This window comes from Acinetobacter sp. AKBS16 (assembly GCF_002899995.1).
In the GTDB taxonomy this organism is placed as follows: domain Bacteria; phylum Pseudomonadota; class Gammaproteobacteria; order Pseudomonadales; family Moraxellaceae; genus Acinetobacter; species Acinetobacter baumannii.
This window is the reverse complement of sequence record NZ_POYH01000047.1, coordinates 31,826-46,969: the sequence shown is the minus strand read 5'-3', so window position 1 is coordinate 46,969 and position 15,144 is coordinate 31,826. Positions and strand designations below refer to the sequence as shown.

The following is a 15,144-nucleotide window of genomic DNA, read 5'->3' as shown; positions in this document are numbered from 1 at the left end:
GAAAGGAGAGAGGGCGATTTGGAAAATTGTTCCAACATAAATGAATCCTGGTTTATCAAATGGCTATTTTCATCAATTTTTATTTCGCAAATTTTTTACATTAGATTAAATTTCATATAATTCATAATGTTATAGATTTGCTTGTTTGCAAAAATTGACCTTTTTCTAATGAGTTGATGTCCACATGAACTGTACTGATGTAACAGTAGGGTTACATTTTACCTTTAAACATACTATAATTGATTCTCATTTACATCAAGATTATTATTTGCAAGTAGATAGTGCCAATTGAGAATGACGAATTTTTAAAATAGAAAATAAATAATAAGTGATTGATTAATATTTATTTAATTCGAAATTGGTTGGGCAAAAATAATTTAAAGATGAAAAAACGCTCCTCGGAATAGGGCTGTGATTTTGCCTATTTAAAAGGAACTGATTCTGTTGTCTCGATAAAATTGAGGAATTTTCATGAGAATATTCAATCATGAAAGGTTAATAAGCCCATCAAATGTTGAACAAATTTTCCCTCACTTTGGTTTGATGGGACTAAATTTGCAATTTGCATCGGTTTTATTACGCTCAAGTGGGGCACGCCACTGATGCAATTCGGCTTATTCTGTATTTTTATCATTTTATGTATTTGCTCATTATTGCTCGGGGCTGAACAAATACAGTGGTCTACCTTATTTTCTTTTTCTCATGAGAGTTGGCTCACTCTTACAGCCAGCCGTATTCCTCGTTTGATTACTATTGTGCTTACCGGTATCGGGTTGGCGGTATGTGGCGTCATCTTGCAGCATATTGTGCGTAACAAGTTTGTTGAACCGGAAACTTCGGGTGGTTTAGATGCTGCCAAACTGGGAATTTTAGTGTCGTTAACTTTAGTTCCGGTAACCAGCACGCTGAGCAAGATGATATTTGCGATTATTTTTTGTTTTATTGCCAGCTTAATTTATATCGCAATTATTCGGCGGGTCCGTTTTAGAAATACGGTTTTAGTACCGGTTATTGGCTTGATGTACGGCAGTGTACTGAGTGCCTTAGCTGAGTTTTATGCCTATCGCTTTAATATTTTACAAAGTATGCAAGGGTGGCTTTTAGGGGACTTTTCAAAAATTGTCCAAGGCCACTATGAAGTTATTTACATTATTTTTCCGATTGTTGTCCTGACTTATCTTTTCGCACACCGCTTTACCGTGATTGGTATGGGGGAAGAGATGGCTTCTAGCTTGGGACTTAGTTATGCAGCTATAGCCGCCATTGGTTTGATACTGGTTTACAGTTTCGACCACAGTAATTACGGTTGGTGCTATTCCTTTTGTCGGGCTCGTGGTCCCCAATTTAGTCGCACTGAAATACGGAGAAAACTTAGCTAAAACCTTGCCCATTGTGGCTTTAGGTGGGGCGTCTCTATTACTGATTTGCGACATTCTTGGCCGCTCAATCATTTATCCATTTGAAGTGCCGATCGGACTTACCGCAGGTGGTGTGGGGGGAATTATTTTCCTCATCCTCATTTTGAGGGAGTTCAGATAATGCGTATTACAAAGTTATGGATGATTTATCTGACTGTCATTTGTCTAGCAGTATGTTTTTTATTTTTAAACTCAGGGTTAGATTTTGATTATGTCATTCCTAACCGACTTCTGCGTCTTGCCACGATTGTGATAGCCGGTATTTGCGTTGCTTTTTCCTCGATTGTTTTTCAAACATTGGTCGGTAATCGTATTTTGACCCCTTCCATTATGGGCTATGAAGCGATTTATCTCTTATGGCAAGTTTTGTTGTTGTTTTTTTGGGGGACACATGGATTAAGCCAGTTAGGGGTAAATGGTAATTTCTTTATCTCTATCGTTTTAATGCTGCTTTATTCATGGGTAATCCATAAGTGGTTATTGCCATATGGCAGAAATGATGTCTTTCTCCTGTTGCTTTTAGGCTTAGTCCTTACGATGGTCGTCGGGACGATTACTCAATTTATTCAACTCAAAATTAATCCTGGTGAATTTTCTGTTTTCCAAGGCCTTAGCTATGCTTCTTTTAATCGCTCTCAACCAGAAACTTTATTGTATGCCAGCTTAGCCGTAGTCATTGTTCTATTTCTCGGTAGGAAAGCGCTCCCTGTTCTGGATGTTCTGATTTTAGGGCGTGAGCAAGCGATTTCATTAGGCATTCATCATCACCGCTATGTCAGTTTCTATTTAGCCCTGATCGCTATTTTGGTAGCGGTATCTACCAGCCTGATTGGCCCGACAGTATTTATGGGCGTATTCATTGCCAACATTACTTATGCGCTAGCAAGAAGTTATAAGCATAAATTAACGCTGCCTATGGGCTGTGCCATCACGATTGCCATATTTATTGCTGCTCAAATTTTAGTTGAGCACGTTTTTAATTACAAAACGACCGTCAGCATTTTGGTCAATCTGGTATGTGGCATTTACTTCCTTGCGCTGACGGTTCGTACCCGAGGTGTTGCATGATTCATGTCAAGAATATCAATAAGTCATATGGAAATAAGCCAATACTGACTGACGTAAATGTTGAATTTCCTACAGGTCAGGTGACGTCACTCATTGGTCCAAATGGAGCCGGAAAATCGACTTTGCTCATGATGATGGCACGTTTAATTGAGCCGGATAAAGGCGAGATTTTTCTTAATCATCAAAATATTGCGGATATTAAAACCGCTGTTTATGCCAAGCATGTCGCGACTTTACGTCAAGCACCCGGCTTTAATTTGCGCTTAACCGTAGAAGAGCTGGTGTCATTTGGACGCTTTCCCTATAGCCGTGGTGTTTTAACCGACCAAGATCGTCAGGTGGTTGATGAAGCTATTGAGTTTCTTTCTTTAGAACCACTGCGCAAATCTTACATAGATGAAATTAGTGGTGGTCAAAGGCAAATGGCCTTTTTGGCGATGACGATCGCCCAGCAAACAGACGTACTTTTATTAGATGAACCCTTAAATAACCTTGATATGAAACATGCCGTTCAAATTATGCGTGCACTCAGACGCTTATGTGATGAACAAGGGCGCACTGTGATTTTAGTCATTCATGACATCAATTTTGCCACGAATTACTCGGACCATATTGTCGCGCTCAAGAACGGCAAGCTTCATTTCAGTGGGTTAACGGAACAAGTGATTACAGAGGCGCAATTAAATGATCTGTACGAGCTTGATTTTGAAATTACATACAGTGAGCGTGGCTGTATGTGTAATTACTTCAACTCATCTGGAGCTTGAATACATATGAACTGGAAGAAAAAGTATGGGGGAGTAGCCCTCATCATAGCGGCAGCTGTCACTCTACAAGCATGTGATCAAAAAGTTGCAGATACCACTCAAGCTTCTCAGAAGCTAGCAGAACCGATTATGGTGAAACATGCGCTTGGAACTACGGTGATAGATCATTTACCGCAACGCGTTGCCGTACTTGATATGAATGAAGCTGACTTTCTAGATCAACTCAATGTCCCGATTATGGGAATGCCAAAAGATTATGTTCCACACTTTTTGGAAAAATATAAAAAAGATGCACAAATTCAGGATTTGGGTGCAATTGTACAGCCCAATATGGAAAGGATATATGCATTAAAGCCAGACTTGATTTTGATGACGCCATTACACGTTAATCAGTATCAGGAACTGTCCAAAATTGCCCCGACCATTCATTACGATATCAACTTCAACAATAGCGAGAGTAATCATATTGGTCTGGTTAAAGACCATATGATGACCTTAGGAAAAATATTTAATAAAGAAGATTTAGCCCGCCAGAAAGTTTCTGAACTTGTTGAACAGGTGAAGCAAGTACAAGCCGTAACGGCCAATCGCCCAGAAAGAGCATTAGTCGTTCTTCATAACAATGGGGCATTTAGTAATTTTGGTATTCAGTCACGCTATGGCTTTATTTTTAGTGCTTTTGGGGTAAAGCCTGCAAGTGGTGTGGTGGATACAAGTCTACATGGGCAACCTATTTCGAGTGAATTCATCAAAAAAGCGGATCCCGATATTCTTTATATCGTGGACCGAACTGCTGTGATGGAACATCGCTCAAACATTAATGCTGCCAGTGTTGAAAATCCATTATTACGTCAAACCAAAGCATGGAAAAACGGTCGTGTCATTTTTGTCGATGCCGATGCGTGGTACACCACGGCTGCAAGCCCAACCTCACTCAAAATAGTGATGGAAGATGTGAAAAAAGGCTATCAATAAATTTTTGGGCACATCACTTAGTTAAATTTTACAGCATAAATTTTCACTATTTTGCTATGAATTTTAAGCAGATAGTTAATAAAAAATGAATCACAACATTAAAGGTCTTTCAATGAACAACGTTAGCGATAACCGTAATTTTAAAACTGGGAATGATCAAAGAATTAATCACCGTTCTTTTGTATTAAATGGTGTTGCATCTGCACAAATGGCCCTTCGATTAGGCTATGCATTAGGCACCGTATTTGTTCTATGTGCATCAAACACCTATGCTGCTGTTATTGATAATTCAACAAAAACTCTAGAACAACAACAGGCTGCTCAAACAAATGTAGCAGCTTTACCCGCAATTACCGTAAAAGCTGAACAAGATGATACTTATGCGGGAGGGCAGGTTTCGTCGAAAAGCTCAGTTGGCTTTTTAGGTAATAAAACCGCTATGGAAACCCCGTTTAATACCATTGCGTATACAGAAAAATATATTGCAGATCAGCAAGCGAAAGATATCACCGATGTGATTGCAAAAACGGATCCATCTATTTTTTCAACTGGCGCTTACGGCGTAATTGCAGAAAGTTATGCTATTCGTGGATTTAGATCAAGTTCTGTGGCTGCTGGCCGCGATACTTCTATGGGCGGATTATATGGTATTGCTCCTTTATATCGCGCCTCACCGGAAATGTTTGAACGTATTGACGTGTTAAAAGGCCCTTCAGCAATGTTAAACGGAATGCCTCGGAATGCCTCCAGGTTCAACTTTAGGGGGAACAGTTAATTTGGTTCCGAAACGTGCAGGAGATGATCCCTTAACTCGTTTTACAACGACGTATATGTCGGATTCACAATTCGGAGGCCATCTGGATATTGGGCGCCGTTTTGGTGAAAACAAAGAGTTTGGTGTGCGGTTCAATAGCGTATATCGAGATGGTGAAGGACCGATTAAAGAGCAGGAAAAAACCACTCATCTATTTTCACTTGGTTTAGATTGGAGAGGCGACAATGCACGACTTTCAGCCGATTTATATACTAGCCGTGACCATGCTGACGGTATAAATCGTGGTTTAACCATTTTACCGGGTGTTAATTTACCCAAAGCGCCAAATCCCGATACTTTATTGAACCCAACGTGGACGGTCTATAACACGCGTGATACGGGAGGTATGATCCGAGGCGAGTATGACTTAAATGATAAGTGGATGGCGTATGCAACGGCAGGTATGAGTAAAACAGAATATAACACTTTAGGTGCTGCTAAAACTGAAATACAAAACGAAGCGGGAGATATAAAGTTTAATATTGCACATTTAGGTTTCAAATATGAACGTAAATCTGCTGAAGTGGGTTTACGTGGTAAATTTGATACAGGTGCTGTCAAACATGCTCTGGCATTCAATGCAACACATTACCGCGAAACGGATGACGAAGCTGGTATTAGACAGGGATTTCCTGAGGGAGATCGTGTAACTAATATTTATAATCCGAACTGGGGCAGTAAACCGAATCGCGTTCCTATTGCACCTATTTTTAGTAATAAAGAAAATTTAACAAGTGTTGGCTTAGCCGATACGATGTCGGTTCTTCAAGATCAAGTCCAATTAACCTTAGGACTGCGTTTTCAAAATATTGTCACCGAAAGTTTAAATGGGCAGGGCGTCCGAAATATTAACGGTCGTTATGATAAGAACGCTATTACACCTGCAGCTGCAATTTTGGTAAAAGCAAATGATCATGTTTCATTATATGCAAACTATATTGAAGGATTAAGCTCAGGGGGAACCGTACCTACAGGACAAAACTACGAAAATGAGGGGCAAATATTTTCTCCTTTTAAAACTAAACAGATGGAAACCGGAATTAAAATTGACAGCGGTAACTTCACCAATACGTTTAGTGTATTTCAGATCAAATCTAGAAATTCGTATGTAATTAAAAGTACCGATGAAAAAATCAAATCTATTTATGGTGCTGATGGAGAACAACGTAATCGCGGAGTTGAATGGGGCTTTTATGGTTCACCTGTTGACAATATTCGTGTAATGGGAGGATTAACTTATATTGATCCTAAAATTACAAAAACCAGAATTGCAAGCGAGTTAGGAAATGTTGTTGCCGGTGTTCCAAAAGTGCAAGCTAAGCTTGGTATTGAAGGTGATGTGTCGTATATCCCGGGCTTAACTTTGACTGCCAATGCGACAGCTGCGTCTAAACAATATATTTATAATGATAATTCAACCTCAGTGCCTGGACGTGAAGTGTACGGAATTGGCGCACGTTATAATACGAAAATAGCTCAATTTCCTGTCACTATTCGCGGGAATATTGATAACCTCACCAATAAGTCATATTGGTCAATGCCTCAATTTACAAATTTAATGCTTGGTGCACCACGTACTTATTTATTATCTGCCACAATTGATTTTTAATTTGATCTAAAAAGAACATATAAAAAAACTGCCAAATTTGATTTGGCAGTTTTTTATTAAGCGTTTTTTTATTTTGGTAAACCATAGTGCTGGAAAGAAGACTGTTTAGGAATTCGATAAGCATTACGCCCCAGTAATTGATTAATAATGACTGAGTTTCGAGTTGCTCCGATCCCTAAGTCTGGAGAACCAACGCCTTGCTGAAAAATCTCGGCATTTTGAATGAAAATTCGACCTTGTCCCTGATCACAACGTAAAGCCGTAAAGTCTTCTTGAACAATACAATCATTTTTATCATCAACAGCTAAAATAGAACCCTTCATATTTTGGAACCATTCAGGCCAATCATGAACATAGCCTGTAGCTGCGACAAGGGCATCAGTTTCTAATTCGCAACGTTGATCGAGTTGGGTGTGCAAACAGGTTAAACGCAGAGAACCCGATTCAAGTTCTTCAACCGATTCAACCTCACAGCTTGTGTATAGGCTTAAACCAGATTTTTCACCAGCCACTGAACGCTCATAAAGCACATCATATATATCGCCAATGGTTGAGAAGCTAATCCCTTTATAGATCAGGCCCTGACTAGCAGCAATATCGCGGCGTTTATCTCTAGGCAGGCTTTGGAAATATTGCATATATGCAGGGGTAAAGCATTCTTGCCCAAGTTTAGAATATTCCATTGGGTGAAAGCCGGCAGAACGTGTGATCCAACGAATAGATGCGCCTGCTTTTACTTGTTCTGGGGTAAGTGAATTAAATAAAGCAAGCACACATTCTGCTGCACTCTGGCCTGAGCCAATAACCGTGACCTGTTTACATTGTTTAAGTTGTTCCTGAATTTTTGCAAACTCCGCAGAATGTTTTACTAAAGGGTGTTTGCATGTTTCAAGCCACGTAGGAATTCGAGGTTTAGTCCCAATACCAATCGCCAGATTTTGGCTTATATATTTTTGTTTTTCGCCCGAGGCTGATTCACTTTCTATAATAAATTTATCCAGCTTGGCATCATATTCCACATGGCTTACGTTTTCTCCAAATCGACAATCCGGTAATTGTTTTGAAGCCCAACGGCAATAATGGTCATATTCACGGCGTGGAATTAAAAAACTGTCGTAATAATAAAACTGATGCAAGCGATCATGTTGATGTAAATAATTAATATAGCCTAAGGGATGGCAAGGATTGGCCATAGTAACCAGGTCGGCAAAGAAAGGAACTTGTAATGTCGTGCCTTGCAATAGCAGTCCTTCATGCCATCGAAATTCTGGTTTGCGTTCTAAAAATACGCTTTTGATTTCGGGATGATGAGACAAAAGAGCAGCTAAACCTAAGTTGAATGGCCCAATACCAATTCCGGTAATATCTATTTTTTTCATGTTTATACTTTATCTGTTTCCAAAATGATGAAAGTTCAAAATACGAATTAATGTGGTGTTAGTAGTTTCTCTACATCAGCAATATTGCGACATTGAATAAGTTGAACAGGTGAGAGCTGAATCGCGTATGTTTCATTAATACGTTTTGAAACGACCTTTAAATGATGTGGACGCAGCCCGAGATGAGTAAAATGAGTTGAACTGTCCACTTCCTTATTTGGTGTGTGGCCTATCACTTCTAAATAAATGTCGAGTAGTTGATTTTGCTGTTTAGCATTATTTTCAAGTGGTATAGATGAATGATCGGACTCATTATTTTTAAAATATGGTCGTTTATTTTGAAGCTCACTGAAAAAATTGCTGAGATCAAAACTGAATATTTCTGAACCAATAATTTGCTTGATTGCTAATTGCAGTGCATCCAAGAAATCTTCAATCATTTGGGATGAAAATGCTTCTTGGGCATAATCAATATCGAAAATCAAAGCGCCGTCATTTCTTGTGCTAAAGCGAATATCAATTGCAACTTGAGGTGTTTGAGTAAGGCCATCTAGTTGCTGAATAGGATGAGATTCAGATAATACCGGCCATGACAAACCATTTGTAATTACAATCGGTAATACTGGAGCAGTGCCAACTTTTTCAAATAATAGTCGAGCGAGATCAACGCCTGAAAATGAAAGATGCTGTAAACCCTCTAAAACTTCAGTTTGCAAACGGTTTGCTTGTTCAGCAAATTGATCTGAAGTTTTCCACTCAACAGCAATAAACGTAGAGCTATTAGAAAATGGTCCGGCATAGAGAGGAAGTATAGGAACAGCAACGCATAGAGATTTGTCCGTGCTCCAATGAGATAGCACTTCCAAAATAATCGCCATGATGATTGAGTTTTTAAACAGTGAATGTTTTGTGCCAATTTTAGACAACTGTTTAAATTGAGCTTTTTCTATAACCAGACTATTACGATGGTAACGTGAAGTCGGTAAATGCTGTAAGGGTGTTTTCCACGGAAACGCAGGAATAGCCGATAATTTAGAAAATTTTCTTTCCCAGTAAGCCATATCTGTCTGATGAACAGACAAGCTATTTTCAACTTCATTTTTTTCTATTTGTGTTTGGATATCATGTTGTTGTCCATCAAATAGCTCTAACATAAGTGAAGCTATAGATCGGCCATCTAAAATCAATGCATCAAAGCGGACAAAAATTGTTAATAGATTATTTTTTAATAAAAATACGGTGATATTCCAAGGCGACTGATTTAAATCAAATAGCTCATGCGTATAACTATTTTTATAGGATTCGATGTGGTGAGAAGCACGTTCAGGTTCCCATGTAGTTAGGTCTATTTCTTTTAAATTGACACTCACTTGATCGCTTACATATTGTATTAACCTATTTTTATCAATATAGGTTCGTAAGCTGTCATGCCGCCGTACCATTTCTGCCAATCGTTGTCTTAATAAAACAATATCCATTTTGCCGTGATACTGCCTAAACTCTTGCATGGCAATACCACCTAAAGGAAGGGCTTGAGTTCGACCTAATAGATAAGCTTGCTGTAATGCATTTAATGGTTTTTGAGACGTACGATCTGACGAGGTATTTTGTGCTGAGTTTATAATTTGTGTATTAAGTTGCTCCGGATGTGCGGCAAGATTTTTAAGTAAATGAATGAAAGATTCAAATAAATTCGTGATCCATTCTTTGGGTAGAGCATCTAAACGGATGTCCCAGTTAACTAAAATACCGTCATCTACATGAGCAACTTGTGCATCAAGTGCAACTTGTGGTCCTTGTGAAATGACCCAATTCATTGAGCCAAAAACACGGCGGACACTTTCGGAAAGTAAATTATCGTTTTCTAAGTCGAGTGCCGCTGTAAATACCACGGGAGCAATCTGTGCACTACCATGATAACGAGACAGGTCACGTAGAACATTAACACCCGAATAATGTGAATGCTCTAATAACTCAAGCATTTGATTTGCTATTTGTTTGCAGAATGCGGCTAAGGTAGTTGTCCCTTTCATATCGACATCAAGGATGACTAGATTAGCAAAATCACCAATAGTGCCTTCGACATTTTTTAAAACTGGCTCGCGCCAAAAAGTAGGAATATTTAATCGGAAGCTGTGATCTTTGGTTGCATGACCAAGCGTATAGGAAAATAGACCTAATATCAGGTTGGTTACAGTAATATGTTGTTTTCTAGCAAGTTGTTGTAATGCTGTTCGTTCTTTTGGCGATAGCCAAGTACTTAAACGATCACTTTTTGCTGTTTTGAATTCTTGATGAATGAAAGGTAGAGACGGAGCAGGGCTAATCTGAGGCAGACGTTGTTTCCACCATAAGCGGTCTCGTTGGTTTAATTTTTTTAGGTCAGGGTCTGTCCGTATTTTTTGATACCAGTCAAAAAAATTAGGCGGACGGGAGAATGATATTTCTGGGTCTTCATAAAACAAAGAAAGATCTTCCATTAAATTCAAGAAGCTGGACGGATCTATAGCAATCATGTCCGTATCTACATGAAAACGGAAAATATTATTTTTAAGAACACTTACAGAAAATCTTGCAGTTTGGCCCTGACTTAAATCAAGTTTTTGATGGGTCCATTGCTCGCGTTTTTGCATGAGCATTTGCTCAATTTGATGATCGCTAAGCTTTGAAAAATCATCGACTTCTAATATCTGTTGAGCCTTCTCAGCCATGATGTTTGCGATGCCATCGGCACTCAAACTTAATCTCAAAATAGGGTGTTCTTTATAAAGTCGTTGAAGTGCTAAATGTAATTTTTGTAGATCAATAAATTGACCGTCAAATTCTGTATAGAGGTGGGCAGCAACGCCACCTAAAGTTGCGTTGCCAGAGCGACCAAACCAGCAGGCCGCTTGCATCGAAGTTAATTCACACATTGAACGATAACTCGGTTGACAAATTAATCTTGTTTCAGCATCATACAAACAAATGAAAATGATTACCAGTTGCATTTGTTAATCATTTCCAATTTTGCTGTGAATATATAGCTTGTCCGTCTTAAGAGTTTTCTTTAGTCGGTATTCAAATTAAATATTTATGCCGATATGTAAGAAAATTTACCAAGAATCAATAGTTTGATAACCATTAAATTAAATTGAATATTTAGAATGTCATGAAAAAACAGTTGATTGAGTTTGTTCGCTGGTCTCCAGAGAGAGCGCAAAACTATCGAAATAAAGGTTATTGGAGTGACCAACCTTTGACGCGCATTTTAACGGTAGGGGTTCAATCGCATCCGCATTCGCCGGCAATTATTTGTGGTGAGCGTCAGTTGAGTTATATCGAGCTGGACCGGCTATCAACAAATTTAGCTACTCGACTAGCTGAAAAAGGCTTGGGCAAGGGTGATACTGCTTTAGTACAACTTCCCAATGTTGCAGAGTTTTATATTGTCTTTTTTGCCTTGCTTAAAGCAGGCGTGGTTGTGCTTAATGCGCTATATAGCCATCGCCAATATGAACTAAATGCCTTTATTAAACAGATTAAACCTAAGCTTTTAATTGGTTCGCGTCAGCATGAAGTCTTTAGCAATAATCAATTTATTGACTCACTTCATGAAGTAAATTTAAGTCCTGAAATTATTTTGATGCTCAATCATCAAGCTACCGATTTCGGACTATTAGACTGGATTGAAACACCAGCAAAGACCTTAGTCGATTTTTCATCTACACCTGCTGATGAAGTTGCTTTCTTTCAGTTGTCAGGTGGAAGTACGGGAACACCAAAACTTATTCCACGCACGCATAATGACTATGACTATAGTGTGCGGGCCAGTGCCGAGATTTGCGGTTTAAACTCGAATACCCGGTTATTGTGCGCTCTACCAGCTCCTCATAACTTTATGTTGAGTTCACCCGGTGCATTAGGCGTTTTACATGCAGGTGGATGTGTTGTGATGGCACCAAATCCTGAACCGCTCAATTGTTTTTCTATTATTCAAAAACATCAAGTCAATATGGCATCTTTAGTGCCGAGTGCTGTCATTATGTGGCTAGAAAAAGCCGCGCAATATAAAGATCAAATTCAGTCTTTAAAGTTGCTTCAAGTAGGTGGAGCAAGTTTCCCTGAATCTTTAGCCCGTCAAGTTCCTGAAGTTCTCAATTGTAAATTACAACAAGTATTTGGAATGGCCGAAGGCTTGGTCAATTACACCAGACTCGATGACTCCGACGAGCAAATCTTTACGACACAAGGGCGTCCTATTAGTTCTGATGATGAAATAAAAATTGTGGATGAGCAGTATAAAGAAGTTCCGGAAGGTGAAATAGGGATGCTTGCGACTCGGGGACCTTATACCTTTTGTGGTTATTACCAAAGCCCTGAACATAATTCACAGGTCTTTGATGAGGACAACTATTACTATTCGGGCGATCTCGTGCAGCGTACTTCGGATGGTAATTTACGTGTAGTAGGAAGAATTAAAGACCAGATTAACCGTGGTGGTGAAAAGATTGCTTCGGAAGAAATAGAAAAACTTATTCTTTTACATCCGGAAGTTATGCACGCAGCTTTGGTCGCAATTGTTGATGAACAATTCGGTGAAAAAAGTTGTGCCTTTATTGTTTCTCGGAATCCTGAACTTAAAGCTGTTGTGCTCAGACGTCATCTCATGGAGTTGGGTATTGCACAATACAAACTTCCAGACCAGATCAAATTAATCGAAAGTTTGCCACTGACCGCAGTCGGTAAGGTGGACAAAAAACAACTTCGCAGCATTTTAAATACATCTACAACATCTTAATAAATATTGAGCAGCATATGGCTATTTCAAAAATTTCTACTTATCTCATGCCCGAAAGAGAGAGTTATCCAAATAATAAAACAGACTGGCAGTTAGATCCTTCTCGAGCAGTTTTGTTAATTCATGATATGCAACGCTACTTTTTAAATTTTTACGATGCTGAAAGTGAATTAATTAAAACGGTTGTTAATCATTTAGTTCAACTCAGAAGTTGGGCACATCAGAACAATGTTCCTGTTGTCTATACAGCACAGCCTTATGAGCAACCAGCGGCAGATCGCGCATTACTGAATGCCATGTGGGGACCGGGTTTGCCAGCCTCAACAATCGATCAGCAAAAAATTATTGATCAACTTTCTCCTGCTGAACATGACATTGTCTTAACGAAATGGCGTTATAGCGCGTTTAAACGTTCGGATTTACTTGAAAGAATGCAAAACTGGAATCGTGATCAGCTCATTATTGGCGGTGTCTATGCCCATATCGGTTGTATGGTTACGGCAATTGAAGCTTTTATGAGTGACATACAACCCTTTCTGGTTGGGAATGCAGTTGCCGATTTTTCAGAAGAAGAACACCGCTTAGCTTTGAAATATGTATCTTCACGTTGCGGTCAAGTTGTGGATACCGAATCTGTAGTGGGGCAGGTGGCAACAGGCATTACACGACCTTGGTTAGAGCAAAAAGTCCAGCAGCTTATTGAAGAAGATGAATTAGATCCAGAAGAAAACCTGATTCTTTATGGACTGGACTCATTACGAATTATGCAGTTTTCTTCGGAACTCAAAGCGCAGGGAATCAATATTAGTTTTGAAGAATTAGGACGCACACCCACCTTATCAAATTGGTGGTCATTGGTTGATGCACGGCAAAGGATTGCAGGGTAGAGGGTTGCCATCATAAGGCATACGACAAATCCTGGTCGCTAAATTTATACATAAAATTTATATCTTTGATAGCGACTCGTTAGACGACTTGTAATCGTCATATTAACGGAGCAAAAAATGATTTTATCGCCTGCTGATCAAGAGAGAATAGAGACATTCTGGAATTACTGTTTAAAACATCAATACTTCAATATTGGATATCCTGAATCTGCAGATTTTGATTATTCCGCTTTATTCCGTTTTTTCAAATTCTCTATTAATAATTGTGGTGATTGGAAAGACTATAGTAATTACGCATTAAATTCTTTTGATTTTGAGAAAGATGTGATGGCGTATTTTGCTGAAATTTTTCAAATTCCCTTTGAAGAAAGCTGGGGATACGTAACCAATGGTGGCACAGAAGGTAATATGTTTGGCTGCTATCTGGCGCGTGAGCTATTTTCTGATTCCACATTATATTACTCAAAAGATACGCATTATTCGGTGGGAAAAATCGCCAAATTATTGCAGATGAAATCTTGTGTGATCGAATCATTGGATAATGGCGAAATCGACTATGATGATTTAATCCATAAAATAAAAACCAATAAAGAAAGTCACCCCATTATTTTTGCAAATATTGGTACGACCATGACCGGTGCAATTGATGATATTGAAATGATTCAAGAGCGCTTAGCGCAAATCGGAATCATGCGCCGAGATTATTATATTCATGCCGACGCTGCCTTAAGTGGCATGATTTTACCTTTTGTTGATCATCCTCAAGCGTTTTCCTTTGCTCATGGTATCGACTCAATCTGTGTGTCTGGTCATAAAATGATTGGCTCACCGATTCCGTGTGGCATTGTTGTGGCCAAACGCCAAAATGTAGAGCGTATATCAGTAGATGTTGACTATATCTCTACACGTGATCAAACCATTAGCGGTTCTCGTAATGGTCATACCGTCTTGCTGATGTGGGCGGCAATACGTAGCCAAACTAATTTACAAAGACGACATAGAATTCAACATTGTCTAAAAATGGCCCAGTACGCGGTTGATCGCTTTCAGGCAGTGGGCATTCCTGCTTGGCGGAATCCGAATTCAATCACTGTAGTATTTCCGTGTCCTTCTGAGCACGTCTGGAAAAAGCATTATCTGGCAACTTCCGGAAATATGGCTCATTTAATTACTACGGCACATCACCGAGATACACGTCAGATTGATAGCTTAATTGATGACGTTATTTTTGATTTACAAGGTGCCTCTAAACGTACAGTTGGTTTTTAGTCATATCAACCAAAATGATTTAGACAAATCCATATTAATTTTTACAGTCTAGAAAATGATCTAAAAATATTTTGATAGGGTGGTTAGGAAGTTTTTGATGCAATTAAAGTTTTTAAAAAAATACTTTTTATATGATTTTCTTATTCATGCTTTTTTAAAGCCGAAAATGACAATTCTT

8 protein-coding genes and 2 pseudogenes are annotated in these 15,144 nt (G+C 38.9%); 8 read left to right on the top strand and 2 right to left on the bottom strand.

Annotated features, from left to right (window positions below):
• The first annotated feature begins 602 nt into the window (after positions 1–602).
• The 5 genes and pseudogenes from bauD (at position 603) to C1642_RS07840 (ending at position 6,651) form a co-directional block, all read left to right on the top strand.
• Positions 603–1,539 (top strand): annotated as a pseudogene (gene bauD / locus C1642_RS07860) (ferric acinetobactin ABC transporter permease subunit BauD).
• The gene (gene bauC, locus C1642_RS07855; protein WP_103236163.1) at positions 1,539–2,486 is read left to right on the top strand and encodes a ferric acinetobactin ABC transporter permease subunit BauC; all 948 of its coding nucleotides are present in this window, start codon (positions 1,539–1,541) and stop codon (positions 2,484–2,486) included. Before bauD ends, bauC begins: the two are co-directional and overlap by 1 nt.
• On the top strand, positions 2,483–3,253 hold the full coding sequence (gene bauE / locus C1642_RS07850; protein WP_000582113.1) for a ferric acinetobactin ABC transporter ATP-binding protein BauE: 771 nt from the start codon (positions 2,483–2,485) through the stop codon (positions 3,251–3,253). Before bauC ends, bauE begins: the two co-directional genes overlap by 4 nt.
• Before the next feature lie 6 nt (positions 3,254–3,259).
• On the top strand, positions 3,260–4,228 hold the full coding sequence (bauB, locus tag C1642_RS07845; RefSeq protein ID WP_103236162.1) for a siderophore-binding periplasmic lipoprotein BauB: 969 nt from the start codon (positions 3,260–3,262) through the stop codon (positions 4,226–4,228).
• 85 nt (positions 4,229–4,313) lie between these two features.
• Positions 4,314–6,651 (top strand): annotated as a pseudogene (locus tag C1642_RS07840) (TonB-dependent receptor).
• Positions 6,652–6,719: 68 nt separating this feature from the next.
• On the opposite strand, the gene basC reads toward C1642_RS07840, so the two are convergent.
• Both basC and basD read right to left on the bottom strand, forming a co-directional pair.
• Positions 6,720–8,030: a putative histamine N-monooxygenase gene (gene basC, locus C1642_RS07835; RefSeq protein ID WP_021511016.1), complete on the bottom strand. Its 1,311-nt coding sequence runs from the start codon at positions 8,028–8,030 to the stop codon at positions 6,720–6,722.
• A gap of 47 nt (positions 8,031–8,077) precedes the next feature.
• The gene (gene basD, locus C1642_RS07830) at positions 8,078–11,020 is read right to left on the bottom strand and encodes an acinetobactin non-ribosomal peptide synthetase subunit BasD (RefSeq protein ID WP_103236161.1); all 2,943 of its coding nucleotides are present in this window, start codon (positions 11,018–11,020) and stop codon (positions 8,078–8,080) included.
• A gap of 161 nt (positions 11,021–11,181) precedes the next feature.
• Here basD and basE point away from each other — a divergent pair, with 161 nt between their 5' ends.
• From basE to basG, 3 genes are all read left to right on the top strand, one after another.
• The gene (basE, locus tag C1642_RS07825) at positions 11,182–12,810 is read left to right on the top strand and encodes a (2,3-dihydroxybenzoyl)adenylate synthase BasE (protein WP_103236160.1); all 1,629 of its coding nucleotides are present in this window, start codon (positions 11,182–11,184) and stop codon (positions 12,808–12,810) included.
• Positions 12,811–12,827: 17 nt separating this feature from the next.
• On the top strand, positions 12,828–13,697 hold the full coding sequence (gene basF / locus C1642_RS07820; protein WP_103236159.1) for an acinetobactin biosynthesis bifunctional isochorismatase/aryl carrier protein BasF: 870 nt from the start codon (positions 12,828–12,830) through the stop codon (positions 13,695–13,697).
• Positions 13,698–13,814: 117 nt separating this feature from the next.
• Entirely contained in the window at positions 13,815–14,966 is a 1,152-nt protein-coding gene (gene basG, locus C1642_RS07815; protein WP_103236158.1) for an acinetobactin biosynthesis histidine decarboxylase BasG, read from the top strand.
• Positions 14,967–15,144 lie beyond the last annotated feature (178 nt).